The 16,660-nt window shown below is 45.2% G+C and carries 16 protein-coding genes and 1 riboswitch; of the genes, 12 read left to right on the top strand and 4 right to left on the bottom strand.

All coding sequences use genetic code 11. From position 1 onward, the window contains the following. Nucleotides 1–314: 314 nt before the first annotated feature. Nucleotides 315–1,775 carry a catalase KatB gene (gene katB, locus HG547_RS19490; protein WP_169548765.1) on the top strand — a complete coding sequence of 487 codons (1,461 nt, stop codon included), beginning with the start codon at nucleotides 315–317 and terminating at the stop codon, nucleotides 1,773–1,775. Nucleotides 1,776–1,853: 78 nt separating this feature from the next. Here the strand turns inward: katB and HG547_RS19485 are convergent, their stop codons facing one another. Next, nucleotides 1,854–2,408, bottom strand: coding sequence for a TMEM165/GDT1 family protein (locus HG547_RS19485; RefSeq protein WP_037414866.1), 555 nt, complete (start codon nucleotides 2,406–2,408; stop codon nucleotides 1,854–1,856). Nucleotides 2,409–2,813: 405 nt separating this feature from the next. Beyond that, a riboswitch (cyclic di-GMP riboswitch) is annotated at nucleotides 2,814–2,907 on the top strand. Nucleotides 2,908–3,031: 124 nt separating this feature from the next. Between HG547_RS19485 and gbpA the strand changes: the two genes are divergently transcribed. From gbpA to HG547_RS19470, 3 genes are all read left to right on the top strand, one after another. Further along, a complete protein-coding gene (gene gbpA / locus HG547_RS19480; protein ID WP_069454373.1) occupies nucleotides 3,032–4,507 on the top strand; it encodes an N-acetylglucosamine-binding protein GbpA in 1,476 nt (491 codons plus the stop codon). Between the two features lie 581 nt (nucleotides 4,508–5,088). After that, nucleotides 5,089–6,264: an aromatic amino acid transport family protein gene (locus tag HG547_RS19475; protein WP_169548777.1), complete on the top strand. Its 1,176-nt coding sequence runs from the start codon at nucleotides 5,089–5,091 to the stop codon at nucleotides 6,262–6,264. A 218-nt stretch (nucleotides 6,265–6,482) separates the two neighbouring features. Continuing rightward, nucleotides 6,483–8,639 carry a S46 family peptidase gene (locus HG547_RS19470; protein WP_169548764.1) on the top strand — a complete coding sequence of 719 codons (2,157 nt, stop codon included), beginning with the start codon at nucleotides 6,483–6,485 and terminating at the stop codon, nucleotides 8,637–8,639. Between the two features lie 418 nt (nucleotides 8,640–9,057). On the opposite strand, the gene HG547_RS19465 is transcribed toward HG547_RS19470, so the two are convergent. Both HG547_RS19465 and HG547_RS19460 read right to left on the bottom strand, forming a co-directional pair. Beyond that, nucleotides 9,058–9,375 carry a DUF3144 domain-containing protein gene (locus HG547_RS19465; protein ID WP_037421448.1) on the bottom strand — a complete coding sequence of 106 codons (318 nt, stop codon included), beginning with the start codon at nucleotides 9,373–9,375 and terminating at the stop codon, nucleotides 9,058–9,060. Between the two features lie 70 nt (nucleotides 9,376–9,445). Beyond that, nucleotides 9,446–10,006, bottom strand: a complete 561-nt coding sequence (locus HG547_RS19460) for a prepilin-type N-terminal cleavage/methylation domain-containing protein (RefSeq protein ID WP_037421445.1) — start codon at nucleotides 10,004–10,006, stop codon at nucleotides 9,446–9,448. A 160-nt stretch (nucleotides 10,007–10,166) separates the two neighbouring features. On the opposite strand from HG547_RS19460, the gene ung reads away from it, so the two are divergent. Continuing rightward, nucleotides 10,167–10,832 carry a uracil-DNA glycosylase gene (ung, locus tag HG547_RS19455; RefSeq protein WP_088586790.1) on the top strand — a complete coding sequence of 222 codons (666 nt, stop codon included), beginning with the start codon at nucleotides 10,167–10,169 and terminating at the stop codon, nucleotides 10,830–10,832. 76 nt (nucleotides 10,833–10,908) lie between these two features. Here ung and ispB read toward each other — a convergent pair whose 3' ends face one another. After that, on the bottom strand, nucleotides 10,909–11,880 hold the full coding sequence (gene ispB, locus HG547_RS19450; RefSeq protein WP_169548776.1) for an octaprenyl diphosphate synthase: 972 nt from the start codon (nucleotides 11,878–11,880) through the stop codon (nucleotides 10,909–10,911). A 273-nt stretch (nucleotides 11,881–12,153) separates the two neighbouring features. On the opposite strand from ispB, the gene rplU reads away from it, so the two are divergent. The 7 genes from rplU (at nucleotide 12,154) to HG547_RS19415 (ending at nucleotide 16,491) form a co-directional block, all read left to right on the top strand. After that, entirely contained in the window at nucleotides 12,154–12,465 is a 312-nt protein-coding gene (rplU, locus tag HG547_RS19445) for a 50S ribosomal protein L21 (protein ID WP_011073451.1), read from the top strand. A gap of 14 nt (nucleotides 12,466–12,479) precedes the next feature. Next, nucleotides 12,480–12,734 (top strand): 50S ribosomal protein L27, encoded by a 255-nt coding sequence (rpmA, locus tag HG547_RS19440; RefSeq protein ID WP_007650346.1) that lies wholly within the window; start codon nucleotides 12,480–12,482, stop codon nucleotides 12,732–12,734. Between the two features lie 213 nt (nucleotides 12,735–12,947). Further along, the gene (gene cgtA, locus HG547_RS19435; protein WP_037421441.1) at nucleotides 12,948–14,114 is read left to right on the top strand and encodes an Obg family GTPase CgtA; all 1,167 of its coding nucleotides are present in this window, start codon (nucleotides 12,948–12,950) and stop codon (nucleotides 14,112–14,114) included. Between the two features lie 27 nt (nucleotides 14,115–14,141). Further along, complete coding sequence (locus HG547_RS19430) at nucleotides 14,142–14,903, top strand: threonine/serine exporter family protein (RefSeq protein ID WP_037421437.1); 762 nt, start codon at nucleotides 14,142–14,144, stop codon at nucleotides 14,901–14,903. Beyond that, complete coding sequence (locus HG547_RS19425; protein ID WP_037421434.1) at nucleotides 14,900–15,373, top strand: threonine/serine exporter family protein; 474 nt, start codon at nucleotides 14,900–14,902, stop codon at nucleotides 15,371–15,373. Before HG547_RS19430 ends, HG547_RS19425 begins: the two co-directional genes overlap by 4 nt. 22 nt (nucleotides 15,374–15,395) lie before the next feature. Then, nucleotides 15,396–15,878, top strand: a complete 483-nt coding sequence (gene folA / locus HG547_RS19420; protein ID WP_037421431.1) for a type 3 dihydrofolate reductase — start codon at nucleotides 15,396–15,398, stop codon at nucleotides 15,876–15,878. A 196-nt stretch (nucleotides 15,879–16,074) separates the two neighbouring features. Then, nucleotides 16,075–16,491 carry a DUF3718 domain-containing protein gene (locus HG547_RS19415; protein WP_037421428.1) on the top strand — a complete coding sequence of 139 codons (417 nt, stop codon included), beginning with the start codon at nucleotides 16,075–16,077 and terminating at the stop codon, nucleotides 16,489–16,491. Nucleotides 16,492–16,660 lie beyond the last annotated feature (169 nt).

Below are 16,660 nucleotides of genomic sequence, written 5' to 3'. Positions count from 1 at the left end.
TTCATACCTTTAATTTTAGTCCTCAGTGTAAAAACTCATATCTTCCATCAGTCGGGGATACCCTTTAATGGGTTTTACTCTCCAGATATTAAACAATAATACTGTCTGCACTTAAGTGATGACAGTGAGTATTTCTTAGTCTTAATCTTTAAAATAGATTATTTAAATCTGTATTAATCGTTTTATTAGATTTCATCTTTTCTCTATTCTAGCTCCATCGACAACACGTCGCCTGCCAAGGAGATAAGCCATGGCTACTATTTTCGATTTAATTGAATCTTGGATTCACACTAAAAAAGACTAAGGAGCAAGATATGAGTCAACAGTATTTAACCAGCCAGAGCGGTTCCCCTATTGCAGACGATCAAAACTCGTTGTCAGCGGGTGAGCGTGGTCCGTTACTCCTACAAGATTGGCATTTAATTGAAAAGCTTGCTCATTTTAACCGTGAGCGTATTCCTGAGCGTGTGGTACATGCTAAAGGGACTGGTGTATACGGGACTTTCACTCTGACCAAAGACTTGAGTGATTACACCATTGCTGACCATTTCAATGGTGTGGGTAAGCAAACTGAAACCTTCGTGCGTTTCTCAACCGTTGGTGGTGAAATGGGCTCTGCCGATGCCGAGCGTGACCCACGTGGTTTTGGTCTGCGCTTCTATACCGCTCGTGGTAATCACGACATTGTGGGTAACAACACGCCGACTTTCTTCCTGCGTGATGGCATTAAGTTCCCGGATTTTATCCATACTCAAAAGCGCAACCCATTGACTAACCTTAAAGATCCACAAGCGATGTGGGACTTCTGGTCATTAAACCCTGAAGCCATGCATCAGGTGACGATTTTGATGTCAGACCGTGGTATTCCGGCAAACTATCGCCAAATGCACGGCTATGGCTCGCATACTTTCTCGTTCTGGAATGCTAAAGGCGAGCGTTTCTGGGTGAAGTTTCACTTTAAATCGCAGCAAGGCGTAGTGAACTTAACCAACGAACAGGCTGATAAGTTAAAAGGGATTGACCCTGATTCATCGCAACGCGATATGGTGGTGGCGATCACCGATGGCAATTTCCCGCGTTGGACAGTGAATGTGCAGATTATGCCTGAACCTGATGCCAACACTTACCATATCAACCCATTTGATTTAACTAAGGTTTGGCCACATGGTGATTACCCATTAATTGAAATCGGTGTGTTAGAGCTAAACCGTTTACCGCAAAACTACTTTGCGGAAGTCGAGCAAGTAGCCTTAGCACCGAGTAACTTAGTGCCTGGTGTAGGCGCATCACCAGATAAAATGTTACAGGCACGTTTGTTCGCCTATGCTGATGCCCAGCGTTACCGTATTGGGGCGAACTACAACCAGTTACCGGTAAACTGCCCACATGCGGCTAAAGCCAATCATCATCAACGTGCTGGCGCAATGGCGGGAACTCAATGTCCTTACCATGGCAGTCAAACAGGTGGCGATGCTTCAGCAAACTATGGCCCTAATAGCACTGCGGGCGCCTTGGTAGAACCAGCAAACTTTGCTGAGCCACCACTGCGTTTAGATGGCGAAGCGGCGCGTTACAGCCGATACAATCAGGATGATTACACCCAAGCCGGTAATTTGTACCGCATCTTCAGCGAAGATGAAAAAGCCCGCTTAGTGGAAACCATTTCAGGCTCACTGCGTCAAGCGAGTTTAGATGTACAGCAACGTATGCTGGCACATTTCCAAAAAGCTGATGCTGATTACGGTCAACGGATCCAAACCGCATTAGGGCTATAAGTTAATCTACTAACCCATAGCAAAGGCCTGTGATATCACAGGCCTTTTAATTATTTAAAATTCAATTGATTAGTTGAATTAATAGATTAAGGTTGCGACCCCAAGTAGGGCAAACAAAATCGCGCAGCCCCTGTGGATCCACTTCATCGGTAATTTTTCGGCACTAAAATGCCCCGCAATCACCACTGGTACGTTCGCCAGCAACATACCCAAAGTGGTACCTGCAACCACCATGGCTAAGGCATCGTATTTCGCGGCTAACACGACAGTCGCGATCTGGGTTTTATCGCCCATTTCGGCAATAAAGAACAGAATAAAGGTTGCGACAAAGGGACCCATTTTATAGAAACGGCTTTCTTCAGCGTCCACTTTATCGGGGATTAACACCCAAAGGGCAATCGCGAAGAAGGAGGCGGCAACCAAGTAACGCGCTACATCAGGACTCACCCAGTTAATGGCCCATTGTCCAAGCCATGCGGCGGCAAAATGGTTAAACAGGGTTGAGAGTAAAATCCCCATAATGATCGCGGTTTTATTTTTAAATCTTGCAGCGAGTAAGAGGGCAAGCAGTTGAGTTTTATCGCCAATCTCGGCGATAGCAACCGTAAAGGTTGAGGCGAGTAACGCTTCCAAGTGTGATCCTTTTAGGGGTGGTTTTTGACATAAGCACAATAGACCGTCCACCCCTAGGTGCGGTTATTGTGCTCAGGTCTTGCAAGACAAATCGATGATTTGCTGTGAACACCATGGCATGTGGCCAAGTATGTTGATGCTCACCCTAGATATTGATGACTCAAAATCCAGTTAGCTACTCCCCCGAAGCGAGGTGGGCATTATACCCAAGTCGCGATCCGTTTCAAGGTTAAACTTATCAAGATTAAAAGCATAAAATCTGGCAGGTGCCAAAAAAATACCGATTCACATTCTGTAATTCATTGAATTGTAATAATTTAATTTTTGACAACGTTGTCTTTTGTTGTTAGTTTAGCCGCATCTCAGTCTTTGAGTTACATCCTGTTAACTTAATCAATTGAGATCCACCGTATTGGGCAAACTAATTGAAAAATTAGGACGCAAAGCCTCCGGTCTAAGGTTGTAAAAGGATGTTAACTAAGATAGCGGGGTTGCTGTAGAATTCAGCGAATATATTGAATTCTTTAAAAAATAAACGGCTTTGCTTAATGCTGTTTTGCCTAAATACCACTTTTATACCAATGCCAATCTTTTATTGAATGGCCCCTACGGAGTACATTAAAGTGGAACATCTGACTGCTTTTTCTCAATCAACTGTCCCTAAATTTGCAATTCCTAAGCTTACTCAGTTAAGCCTAGTTGCATTAGCCTTGACTGCCGGAAGTTCGTTGCTGAGCCAAACGGCATCGGCTCATGGTTATGTTATATCACCAGAGTCTCGCTCCTACGCCTGTAAAACGGGCAGCAACGTCAACTGTGGCGCCATTCAGTGGGAGCCGCAAAGTGTTGAAGGTCCTTCTGGATTCCCTGAGTCTGGCCCTGCTGACGGTAAAATTGCTAGTGCGGCAAATGGGGCATTTTCTCCTTTGGATGAACAGAGCCCAAGTCGTTGGTCTAAGCGCGATATCAAAGCGGGTTGGAATGACTTTTCTTGGCAGTTTACTGCTAACCACGTTACCCGCAATTGGCGTTACTATTTAACTCGTCAAGGCTGGGATCAAAATCAAGCTCTGAGCCGCGCAAGCTTTGACTTAGCCCCCTTCTGTGTGATCGACGGTGGCATGGTGCAACCGCCAAAGCTAGTGACTCATAATTGTTATGTGCCTGAAGATAGAACGGGTTATCACGTTATCTTGGCCGTGTGGGAAGTGGGTGACACCACCAACAGCTTCTACAATGCCATCGATGTAAACTTGAGCTCAGGCGCTGTGGTGCCGGGCGAGTGGACCGATATTGGTGATATTAATCCGTCACTCGATCTTAAGGCGGGTGATAAGGTAATGACACGGGTGTTTGATGCTAATGGTGAACAAAGTGCTAAGCAAACCCAAATTACTATTGCCGATGCCACCCAAGGTGCTAAGCAAAATTGGCCATTCCTTTTAGCTAGCGCGATTAATGCTCAGCAGCCACAACTTAAAGCTGGGCAGAAGAATGCGGCTGGTGTGATTTCACCTGTATATGGCAAAAATGAGATTTTTGCCGCGCCTAAGTCGGGCTTAGAGCGAGTGGAAGTGAGCTTTGATATTGCGCCAGCACCGGGAAATCAGCTTAATGTCACCTCCTTGGCCGATGATTACACCATTGTTGATGGTGCGGCACAGGTCAGTTTTGATGTGAGCACCAATGCGGATATGCAGGTTTCGGCCTATTTATTTAGCCACGATGGCACCGCAGCAGGTTATGTGACGCAGGCGGTAAACAATACCAGCGCGAGTTTTGTGTTGGATGTCGTTGCCCCTAAGGCAGGACATTATCATTTACAAGTGAAAGCCGAGCCTAAACAAGGTGAAGTTATCCAGCAAAACTTTGATCTTTTCCTAAAAGATCAAGCCACTGCACCGGATGCTGACTTTATCTTCCCTGAGGGGATAAAAAGCTATGCTGCGGGCACTAAAGTGCTACAACCTAAAACTGGTAAAGTCTATCAATGTAAACCTTGGCCCTACAGTGGCTATTGTGTGCAATGGTCACCAACTGCAACGGGTTTTGAACCAGGCGTAGGTAGCTCTTGGACCATGGCTTGGACTGAGCTGTAATTTAACATTTTGAGTGATTGTTAAATTCAACGGAATGGACTTAAGCATATGGAAGGTGTTTAAGTCCATTATCAGCGCGTTTGTGATGTTGCAAAGGCCAAATTAACCTTACGATGATTTTAATCGCGCATTTGGCGTATTTTCACAAAGGTAGCGATTTTGTTGGTTTGTATGTTTTCGTTTATCACTGCGCTATTGAGTTGTTACCATTAGGCGCGCCTTCTATCTTTGTTCACAACTGGCTTGCCCACTGGGATTGGCTCTGTTAATGTCCCTAGCTATCTTCTATTACGCGCGTTGTCGCTGTTTTGCTAAGGCAATCACGGTTGAAATTAATGTCACTTTTCTGCAAACGATTTAGTTAGCCTCAATGGCTACTGGGTTGAAATATTCAAAAGCTATTGGGGCCAATTGATCTGCTCTATTGAGATCGGATTGGATGCTTTAAGTTTAGTGACGCTTTTCGTTTGAGATTGCTGTTGGCTTAATCACAGAGTGCGCAAGGCTTTATCCTTCAAATCTACTCAAAAACCTTAAAAAAATAATTAATACTTGAACAGGATAATTGTGTGAATTCAAAAATGTTAGGCTCGATAGCCATCGTCGCGGGAACCGCCATTGGCGCGGGAATGTTAGCCTTACCCTTAGCCACGGCTGCGTTAGGTATGATCCCCGCTATTTTATTGATGGTGGTTATTTGGGGGCTGTCAGCCTATACCTCATTGTTAATGCTTGAGATTAACCTTCGTTCTGGTGTGGGCGATAATGTCCATGCGATTACTGGCAAATTACTCGGTAAGAAAGGCCAAATGGTGCAAGGCGCATCGTTCCTTAGCTTACTCTTTGCCTTAACGGCGGCGTATCTAACAGGAGGCTCATCGCTATTAGTGCTCAAAGCGCAAAATATGTTTGATATCGTGTTAGATAACCAACTTGCGGTGGTGTTATTCACCTTAGTACTGGGCGGGTTTGCGGCATTAGGCGTGGCTTGGGTCGATAAAGTGTCGCGCTTTTTGTTTTCATTGATGATTTTATTGCTGATTGTTGTCGTGCTGTTTTTATTACCTGAAGTCAGTATTTCCAGTATGGCAACCAATGCGATAGCGCAATCCTTGACCAGCAGTTGGATGGCTGCGATCCCTGTGGTATTTACCTCCTTTGGTTTTCACGTGTGTATTGCAACCTTAGTGCGTTATTTAGACGGTGATGCCGCCTCGCTGCGTAAGGTATTGTTAATAGGTTCAACGATTCCGCTTGCCTGTTATATCTTTTGGTTGTTGGTGACCTTAGGCACTGTGGGGGGCAATGAAATCAGTGGCTTTAATGGTTCTTTGCCTGCGCTTATCAGTGCGTTACAAGAGATTGCACACACGCCTTGGATCAGTAAATGTATTTCGCTATTCGCGGATTTAGCTTTAATTACCTCTTTCCTCGGGGTGACCTTAAGTTTGTATGATTTTGTGGCAGAACTCACCCGCGCTAAGAAAACCTTCTTTGGGCGGACGCAAACTTGGTTATTAACCTTTGTGCCGCCATTGTTATGCGCGCTCTATGTGCCCGAAGGCTTTGTTGCCGTATTAGGCTTTGCTGCGGTGCCGTTGGTGGTGATGATTATTTTTCTGCCGATTGTGATGGCGCTACGTCAACGTCAAGCCGTGCCCCAAGGATACCAAGTGTCAGGCGGAACATTTGCCCTTGGACTTGCTGGTCTGTTGGGAGCAATCATTATTGGTGCTCAGCTATTTGTCGCACTTTAAACTGCGGCAATTGAGTGCATTTAAACTTGTAGTGCTTAGTTAATGTATTTGCTTTGTAAGCGAATTTTTCTGAGTCTGTTATAAAGTGCGTACGATATGCTAAAGTCAGGCTCTGTGCCTGACTTTTTACTTTCTGGCTGTCGGGTAAGTGATTCACATCATACGTAGAAATAGCCTCGCAAGCGCACGGCTTTCTTTATCAAAACGGACTTAAGACAATGAAAAAATGGTTACTCTCAGTTGCTGTGGCGGCGAGTTTTGCTTCCCATGCTGACGAAGGTATGTGGCAGCCCCATCAATTGCCCGCAATGGCCGATGAACTCAAAGCGAAAGGCTTAGAAATTGATGCTAAATCAATCTCTAAACTTACCGAATTCCCGATGAATGCCGTGATAAGCCTTGGTGGCTGTACGGCATCTTTTGTATCACCCAAAGGCTTAGTGGTGACTAACCATCACTGTGCCTATGGTTCGATTCAATACAATTCCACTCCTGAGAAAAATCTCCTTCAGGACGGTTTTTTAGCTAAAACCTTTGCCGATGAATTACCCGCAGCCCCAGGCTCACGGGTATATGTGACTGAAGATGTGACTAATGTTACTGAGCGCGTTAAAGCTGGGCTAGAAAACAAAACGGGCCGTGAGTTTTATCAAGGGATTGAAAACCAAGAGAAAGCTCTCGTTGCCGAGTGTGAAAAAGACGAAGGCTATCGTTGCCAGGTGTATAGCTTCCACGGTGGCTTGGAATACTATCTGGTTAAACAGCTAGAAATCCGCGACGTGCGTTTAGTCTACAATCCTGCGGGCAGCGTTGGTAAATACGGTGGCGATATCGATAACTGGATGTGGCCACGTCATACGGGCGACTATTCTTTCTACCGCGCCTATGTGTCTAAAAATGGTAAACCCGCAGAGTTTAGCGCTGACAACGTGCCCTACGAGCCAAAGAGCTTCTTAAAAGTCTCTGCTAAAGGCGTGAGTGAAGGTGACTTTGTGATGGTAGCGGGTTACCCCGGCCGCACAAATCGTTATCGCACCGCGACTGAAGTTCAAAATGAGTTTGAGTGGGCTTATCCCGAAGGCAAAATGCTGCGTGAGCGCTTTATTGAAATCATTAAAGCAACTGCGCCAGAGGGCAGTGACGAGCGGATTAAGTATGAGAGCCAAATTGCGGGCTTAGCAAACTATGCTAAAAACTTCACTTCGATGATCGAGTTCTACGGCAAATCGACTATGTTGGCCGACCGTAAAGCCCTTGAAGCTAAACTGGCTGAGTGGATCGCTAAAGACAGCAGCCGTGAGGCTAAATACGGTAAAACCTTAGCCGAATTAGATGCCTTGATTGCTAAGAGCAAAGCGCACCAAGAACGGGATATGATTTTAAGCTACATCAGTAGCACCACTATGTTACCAACGGCGACGAATCTGTACCGTTTAGCCCATGAAAAGCAACTGCCTGATATGCAGCGTGAACCAGGCTTCCAAGACCGTGATATGACTCGCTTTAAGGCAAGCATGGAACGTATTGATCGCCGTTATGCCGCGAGTGTCGATAAGGCCGTACTCTTAGATATGCTAAAACGTTATGCCGCGTTACCTGAAGCGCAGCGTTTACCTGCGATGGATAAAGCCTTTGGTATCGATAACAAGGTTAACGAAGCTAAGCTTGCTAAAACCTTAGATAAAATGTACGCCAAAACCGAACTCGGTAATAAAGATGTGCGTTTAGCTTGGATGGAAAAATCCGTCGACGATTTTAAAGCCTCTAAGGATCCTTTTATTCAATTTGCGGTGGCCATGTATGACACCAATATGAGCGAAGAGAAGAAAGAAAAAGAATTAGACGGCGAGATGATGAAAATACGTCCGCAATATATGGATGCCATCATTGCCTATAACCTTGAGCAGGGTAAGCCCGTTTACGCCGATGCGAACTCTAGCCTGCGTGTTACGGTTGGCCATGTAAAAGGTTATTCGCCAAAAGATGGTTTAGTGGCTGTGCCATTCACTCGCCTCGAAGGCATAGTGCAAAAGGACACGGGTATTGATCCATTCGATGCACCGAAAAAGCAGTTAGAGCTTATTAAACAGAAGCAATACGGTGATTTCTATATGAAATCCATCGATTCTGTGCCTGTAAACTTCCTGTCGACCTTAGATACCACCGGTGGTAACTCAGGTTCTCCTACCTTAAACGGCCGTGCCGAATTAGTGGGTCTGCTGTTCGATGGTGTATATGAAAGCATTATCGGTGGTTGGGCATTTGATAATGAAATTAACCGCTCTATTCATGTCGATAGCCGTTATATGTTGTGGGTAATGAAATATTTGGATGGTGCCGACAATCTCTTGGCTGAGATGGAAATCGTTAAATAATCCATTGCCGGATTAGCGTCACTGCGGTCAAAGCAAGACAATAAAAAGCGATAAACCCATAGGGCTTATCGCTTTTTCATTTTGAGATGATAAAACGACCCAATGCCTGCGTATGGTCAAAAGCGGTTTGGGATCGATATTCATTAGGTTGAGTTGCACACGCCCTAGTGCTCGCTAAATATCAAGCCATACTGGCTTTCGTTGCATTCACTCAACGAGACAGTAAATAGAAACTAAAATTGATACTGGCTTAGGGTTTCTATTAGGGACTAATTCAGCAGTATCCTGTTTGAATTTAGCCCTAAATGTCTTGTGGTGTAGCGCTGATGTATTCACCTAAAGTGATCTATAAGATAAGAAGACCTCTGCAGCTTTGGTGGCACAAAAAATAGTGTGCCACTTCACCCTTAGCAGATTATCAGTTCTTAAAGATTTGGACAGAATCATCTATCTCTGCGGGTTCTTCCTGCATAACGGGTGGGTTGGCGATATGGTCGTCTAAATTATCACTCAGCATTTCACGGTATTCTGCGCTAAACCAGTCGAGTGCATTGTCTTTTTCTGCACCTAAATCGGCTGATTTAATCGCCGCTTCAAAAGCATTAAAACGGGCCGCCGCAAAACGCAGGGCGGTACCTACTTTGCCTACATCACCTTCTTGCTGGCTTAGCTGATTGGCTAAGGCAATAAATTGATCGGCAAGTTCAAAAATAGTGGTGTTGCTCGTGTCTGTCATAGCGCTTACTCAAAATAATTTATTGGTGGGCGATTCTATCCTAATTTCTATGGGAAAGAATCGCTAACTCTTAACTATTGGGATCTAAGTCTGTTGTGACGGTTCCCGTTCTTGAATCGTAATAAATGGATAATTTATCGTTAGCCCGATAAAAATATCGGCATTGATTAGGGTTGAGATAACTGGCTTTATAGTCTGTTTCGGTGGCATCAATATTGAGTCTTGAGACGCTCGGCTGCGCATTTTGGAATAACACTTCCCATACAGAGACACAGTCTTCCACATTATCTAATGAAGGTGATGCCTCATTGCCGTAAATATAGTGCTGGGCAGGCCAACCGTTAGCATTAAAGTCCACTTGTTCAGATTGTGCAGTGCCAAATACGGGCAAATCTTCCTTGGGGCCTGAACCCACTTTCACTGCCCAAACTGAACGCGCTAAATTTAAACCGGATTTAAATCCTGCGCCTGCGGCTTTGACTGTAGCTATCTGCGCATCTTGCTGCACATTGATAAACTTGGGCAAAGCCACAACGGCTAAAATTCCAAGCACAATAATCACTACAACGAGTTCAATTAAGGTAAAGCCTGCGGATTGTGGACTTGAGCCTTGTAAGCGGTCGCGGATCATTTATCTGAATGAATAGGGGATAAGTGCCGACACTATAGCACTTAATTGGTGGCATTTTAACTTGAACTATCAGCAGTTCTGGCGAATTAATCGCACAGTGAGCTTGTCATGGTTGCTTATCACTTTTAAGCTAACAGCATTGTAACTTAAGTAAGAGAAACTGATTTTGGCGACTTGGCAAGCATTTATCGACCATCAACGTACGCAGCCTTACTATCAACAGCTGATCGCATTTGTGAATCAACAGCGAGAAGCGGGCAAAGTGATTTATCCTCCGAAAGAGGATGTGTTTAATGCATTCAAAACAACGCCGCTCGAGCAAGTGCGTGTAGTGTTAATTGGTCAAGATCCCTACCATGGCCCCAATCAAGCCCATGGTTTATGTTTCTCAGTGAAACGAGGGGTTAAACCGCCGCCTTCGCTTGCCAATATGTATAAAGAATTGGTTAACGATATTCCGGGATTCCATATTCCCAACCATGGAGATTTAACGGCCTGGGCTGAACAGGGGATTTTGATGCTTAATACTGTCCTCACGGTAGAACAGGGGCAAGCGCACTCCCATGCCAATGCGGGCTGGGAAATTTTTACGACGGAAGCGTTAAAGCTGCTTAATGCGCAGCAACGTCCAATTATCTTCGTGCTGTGGGGGAGCCATGCCATCAAAAAAGGTGCAGTGATTAACGCGCCACAACACCAAATTCTATCGGGACCACATCCATCACCTTTATCGGCGTATCGTGGTTTTTTTGGTTGTGGGCATTTTTCAAAAGTGAATCAACTACTGATGGCTCGGGGCGAAGTGCCGATTCAATGGCAGGTTTAAGTTCCATGTTGTAAAGAACGTTAAAAATAAAAAGGCCTTGCTAAGCAAGGCCTTTTTATTGGTTTATCGCTGCCAATTAGTGGTTGCGGTCAACGGAGATTTTTGCCAGCGAAATTAATGCGGTTTTGAAATCACTATCGGGTAATACCGCCAATGCTGCAATCGCCTTATTGGATTCCTCAATGGCCTTTTGCTGGGTATAAGTGAGCGCGCCGCAATGATGCAGAGCGGCAACTATCTTCTCAATAGCATGGGTGCCATCACCTTGCTCAATCGCTTGACGAATGAGTTGCTGCTCTTCTTCTGTGCCATGGGCAATGGCATAGATCAGCGGTAAGGTCGGCTTGCCTTCGGCGAGGTCATCACCGATGTTTTTACCTAACTCTTCACTGTCGGCGGTGTAGTCGAGCAAATCGTCGGTCAATTGGAAGGCTGTGCCTAAATACTTACCATAATCGCCCAACGCCGTTTCTTGTTCAGGTGTGGCGCCCGCTAATACAGCGGCAAGTAAGGTTGCGGCTTCGAATAGCTTTGCAGTCTTACAGTAAATCACCCGCATATAGCTTTCTTCGGTAGTATCTGGGTCATTACAGTTCATTAGCTGTAATACTTCGCCCTCAGCTAATACGTTGGTGGTATCGGCTAGTACCCGTAATACTCGCATGTTGTCGAGTTCAGTCATCATTTGGAATGAACGGGTATAAAGGAAGTCACCCACTAATACACTGGCGCTATTACCAAACAGCGCGTTGGCGGTTTCGCGGCCGCGTCTGAGGGTCGATTCATCGACCACATCATCGTGCAGTAATGAAGCGGTATGAATAAATTCAATAATCGCGGCAAGCTTAAGGTGGGCTTCACCTTGATAGTCGACGGCGCGAGCGGCGAGGACGGACAGTAAAGGACGAAGACGTTTACCACCACCATTGATAATGTAGAAACCTAGCTGGTTGATCAGGGCGACATCTGACTCCAGCTGTTTATAGATCAGCTGATTGACTGCTTGCATATCAGTGTCAGCCAGTTGACGAATAGCGTTTAAATCCATAATAGACTCTGGTTGTGGGGCCATTACGTACCCGGCCTGTATTTTAGGCTCACGTGTTATATAGAATGAATTTTACCTAAAATTCTGACATATGACAGTACTCACACTACTAATGTGCGAGTTATTCCGGCCTTTTTTTATTCTTTCCTAATTAGGGCTTGCCAGATAAGGATTCTTCGCGTAAACTCCGCGCCCATTGTCAATAAAGTTTTTGTAGCATCCTGCCCCCAAGAATGTGGGCCAGCATGTTAGGAATATCGGAGTAAAATAGCTATGTACGCTGTTTTTCAAAGTGGTGGTAAACAACACCGTGTAGCCCCTGGCCACACAGTTCGTTTAGAAAAATTAGAAGTTGCTACTGGTTCAACTGTTGAATTCGATCAAGTTTTACTGATCGCTGACGGTGAAAAAGTGCACGTTGGTGCTCCTTTAGTGGCTGGCGGTAAAGTCGTTGCTGAAGTAGTAAGTCATGGTCGTGGCGAGAAAGTAACTATTGTTAAGTTCCGTCGTCGTAAGCACCACGACAAGAAGTTGGGCCACCGTCAGTGGTTCACCGAAGTTAAAATTACTGCTATCAACGCATAATAGGAGTCTAACTCATGGCACATAAAAAAGCTGGCGGTTCTACTCGTAACGGCCGTGATTCAGAAAGTAAACGTCTAGGTGTTAAGCGCTTTGGCGGTGAATCAGTTCTAGCTGGTAACATTATCGTTCGTCAACGTGGTACTAAATTCCACGCTGGTGTAAACGTGGGTATTGGTCGCGACCACACTCTGTTTGCTCTGACCGACGGTAAAGTAAAATTCGAAGTTAAAGGTCCTAATAACCGTAAGTTTATTAGCATCGAAGCTTAATTTTCGAGTCTAGCTTATACTGTAAAGCCCCGCCTTTGGTGGGGCTTTCTGTTTTTTGTGCTTCTACTTACCTACGTTTCTGGAGCGATTTGATAAATCTTTATCAAATTAAGGGCGTTGACTGGTAAGATTGGGAGCAAGTATCTCGAGTTTTTTGGCGACCGATGAAGTTAAACGGTATAATTCCTTCATTCAGTGATGCCAGGAGTAAGTATGAAGTTTGTCGATGAGGCAGTAATTAGGGTCGAAGCAGGCGACGGCGGTAGCGGTTGCGTGAGTTTCAGACGCGAAAAATATATCCCTGATGGTGGTCCTGATGGTGGTGATGGTGGTGACGGCGGCAGTGTGTATCTGGAGGCCGACGAAAACTTCAACACCTTGATTGAATATCGTTTTGAACGTTTCCACATGGCTGAACGCGGTGAAAACGGTCGTGGCCGTGATTGTACCGGCCATAGCGGTAAAGATTTGATTTTAAAAGTACCTGTGGGTACTCGTGCTATTGATCATGACACCGAGGAAGTGCTTGGTGATTTAACTACCCATGGCCAGAAGTTATTAGTGGCAAAAGGTGGTTTCCATGGTTTAGGCAATACTCGCTTTAAGAGCAGTACAAACCGTGCGCCACGCCAGAAAACCTTAGGTACACCGGGTGAAGTGCGTAGCTTAAAATTAGAACTGCTATTGTTAGCCGATGTTGGCTTGCTTGGTATGCCTAATGCGGGTAAATCGACCTTTATTCGTGCAGTGTCTCGTGCGACACCTAAGGTTGCGGATTATCCCTTTACGACATTAGTGCCTAACCTCGGTGTGGTTAACCCACGTCCAGGCCAAAGCTATGTGATCGCAGATATTCCTGGTTTGATCGAAGGCGCGGCAGAAGGTGCGGGTCTGGGTATTCGCTTCTTAAAGCATTTAGAACGTTGCCGTATTCTGTTACATATCATCGATATCGAGCCAATTGATGGCACAGATCCTGTCGACTCTGCCCGTGCAATCGTCGGTGAGCTTGAAAAGTATTCGCCAAAACTGGCAAGCAAACCTCGTTGGTTAGTCTTCAATAAGGCCGATCTACTGCTCGAAGACGAGCTAAAAGAAAAGGTTGACAGAGTTGTTAAAGAGCTTGGTTGGGAAGGTGAGGTTTACACTATTTCCGCCTATGGCCGCGATGGTACTAAGGAATTAGCGACTAAGCTGTGGGATTTCATCCAAAGTCTTCCTCCTGAAGATAAAGATGCAAATCCAGACGATGAAGTCGAATTCAAGTGGGATAATTATCATCAAGCTAACATTGAGTCCGTCAATGAAGATTATGATGATGACTTCGACGATGACTTTGATGATGATGACTACGATGTTGAAGTCATCTACCAAAGATAATATCCATATCTAAGTTTTGAGAGTTTCGTGTACGCAGATACTCAAAATGATATTACTCGGCAAGTTGTGCGGGTTGCACAACTCTTGCTGGCCTACGGTGCTGAATCTGATTTAGTTGAAGAAATCAGCCAGCGCCTAGGTCAGGCCTTAGGCTTAGCAAGTATCGAGCTTTCTATTTCCTCCAATTCCCTCGTGTTAACGAGTTTAGTTCATGGTCGCTGTATCACGACAACGCGTCGGATCCGTGAGCATGGCATTAACATGACCATAGTGTGTGAGTTACAACGTATTTGTTTACTTGCAGAAAAAGGCCTCTATGGCCCCAATGAAGTGCGCAAACGTTTAGCCCGCATCGAGCCTAAGACCTATCCTCCTTATCTTGTTATATTGATGATAGGCTTATCCTGCGCGAGTTTTTGTCACCTCTTTAATGGTGATGTCGCGGCTTCAATCATTACCTTTTTCGCCTCTGCGGTGGGAATGTCGGTGCGCCTTGCGATTGCAAAGCGGCATTTTAATTTGCTGGTGAATTTTGCGGTGACGGCATTTGTCACTAGCATGTTGGCGCAGACGGGTTATGTATTCAACTTGAGTGAGACTCCGCAGGCGGCTATGGCGGCCAGTGTATTAATGCTGGTGCCGGGATTCCCAATGATCAATGCGATTTCTGATATGGTTAAGGGGCATATGAACGTGGGCATTTCCCGTTGGGGACATGCAACATTACTGACGGTTTCTTCGGTCATTGGGATTACAATCGCAATGCAACTTGGTGGTATTTTTCTGTGATGGAATTACTGACTATTTTGCTACACGATGCCTTTTTCTCAGCGATCCCTGCCATCGGCTTTGCCATGGTATTTAATGTACCTAAACGCTTTTTAGTCTACTGTGCATTAGCTGGCGCAATTGGTCATAGCTCTCGCACACTTATGCTGCAATTTGGCTTACCCATTGAGTGGGCGACCTTTGCCGCGGCGGCCTTAGTGGGCACTATTACTATCGGGTTTGCAAAGCGTCATTTAGCGCCGCCGTTGATGTATGCAGTTGCTGCCATTATCCCCATGATCCCAGGTACTTATGCATTCAATACTGTGATTGCCTTAGTGCAACTCACGGCACAATCGCAGGTAAGCCAAGAGCTGACAGGCCAAGTGATTAGTAATGGGTTAAAAACAGTCTTTATTCTAGGGGCACTATCGGTTGGTTTAGCCTTGCCGAGTTTGTTGTACTTTAGAACCCGTCCAGTTATTAAATAAAAACAATTCCACAGGAGTGACCATGCGCATTGCTATGATAGCCGCGATGGCAAACAATCGAGTCATCGGAAAAGACAATAAAATGCCATGGCATCTACCCGAAGATTTACGCCATTTTAAAGCCATGACCTTAGGTAAGCCAGTTGTGATGGGCCGTAAAACCTTTGAATCAATCGGTCGACCTTTACCTGGGCGTCATAATATTGTGATTTCTCGCCAAGCGGATTTATTGATCGAGGGTGTAACCTGTGTCACATCATTTGAAGCTGCCAAAGAGGCGGCTGGCGATTGTGAAGAGTTGGTGGTCATTGGCGGTGGACAATTGTATCAACAGCTATTACCCCAAGCCGATAGGCTCTATCTAACTCAAATTAACTTAGACGTTGAAGGTGATACCTTTTTCCCTGCTTGGAAAAATGATGAGTGGCAAGAAACCGAATCCGTAGCGGCTATAAATGCTGATGGGCTGGAATATCGCTTTATCAATTTGGCAAAAAAATGTTAAATTATGTCGTTATGTTGTGTACCCTGTGCGTATGGATTGTCAATATGTCGAAGGTATTATACCGGTTAGGCGCCAGTAGGCTGAGATAACTGTGTTATCGAGAGCTATCTGAACCTGAGAGGTTAATTATCGTTAGAGATAGACGCAGACCATACAAACCATAAAAAAATTATAAGAAAGTATTAAGGAGTATCGGATGCGTCTAATGCCTGTAGCCTTGGCTGCACTAATCGGATTTAGCTATGTTTCTGTGCCAACCTCGGCTAAAGCGACTGAAGCAGATCCGCTTGTTGCGAGTATTTGTGATTACGTTAAAGCAAACGATAAAAACCGCTTACGTAAAAAATTAAAAGAAAGTCGTGTTAAATTGCGCCAAGTTTACAGCGGAATTAGTTGTGACGGCCAAAGCTTACTACGTACCGCCTATGCCGTGAATGCGAATGATGCGGGTGAGTTTGTTGCTAAGCGGTTATCCGCCAACGAGCTAAGCGTACCAGAAGCGGATGGCATGACTATCCAAGCTTGGGCTGAGGCAAATGGTCATAGTGCCAGTCCTATCACTGCAGCGGTTAAAGAGCGTTTAGGTGCAGGCGCTGGCGGTGAAGAAGAGTAATAGCCTGTTTGATCATTTTCTCGCGTGCTTTTACATAGGCAAAGAATAACCCATAAAAAATGCCGAACTCAGTTCGGCATTTTTTATGGGTGTCGTTTAGGCCGTTTTTACCGAATATTGAGCTGAGTTCCGAAATTGCATTTATAGCATTTGGCTGCGGTATAGCCTG

This window comes from Shewanella sp. DNRA4 (assembly GCF_012843185.1).
Classification (GTDB): Bacteria; Pseudomonadota; Gammaproteobacteria; order Enterobacterales; family Shewanellaceae; genus Shewanella; species Shewanella xiamenensis.
Note: the sequence above shows the minus strand (reverse complement) of the source record. Positions and strands in the feature narration are given on the sequence as shown.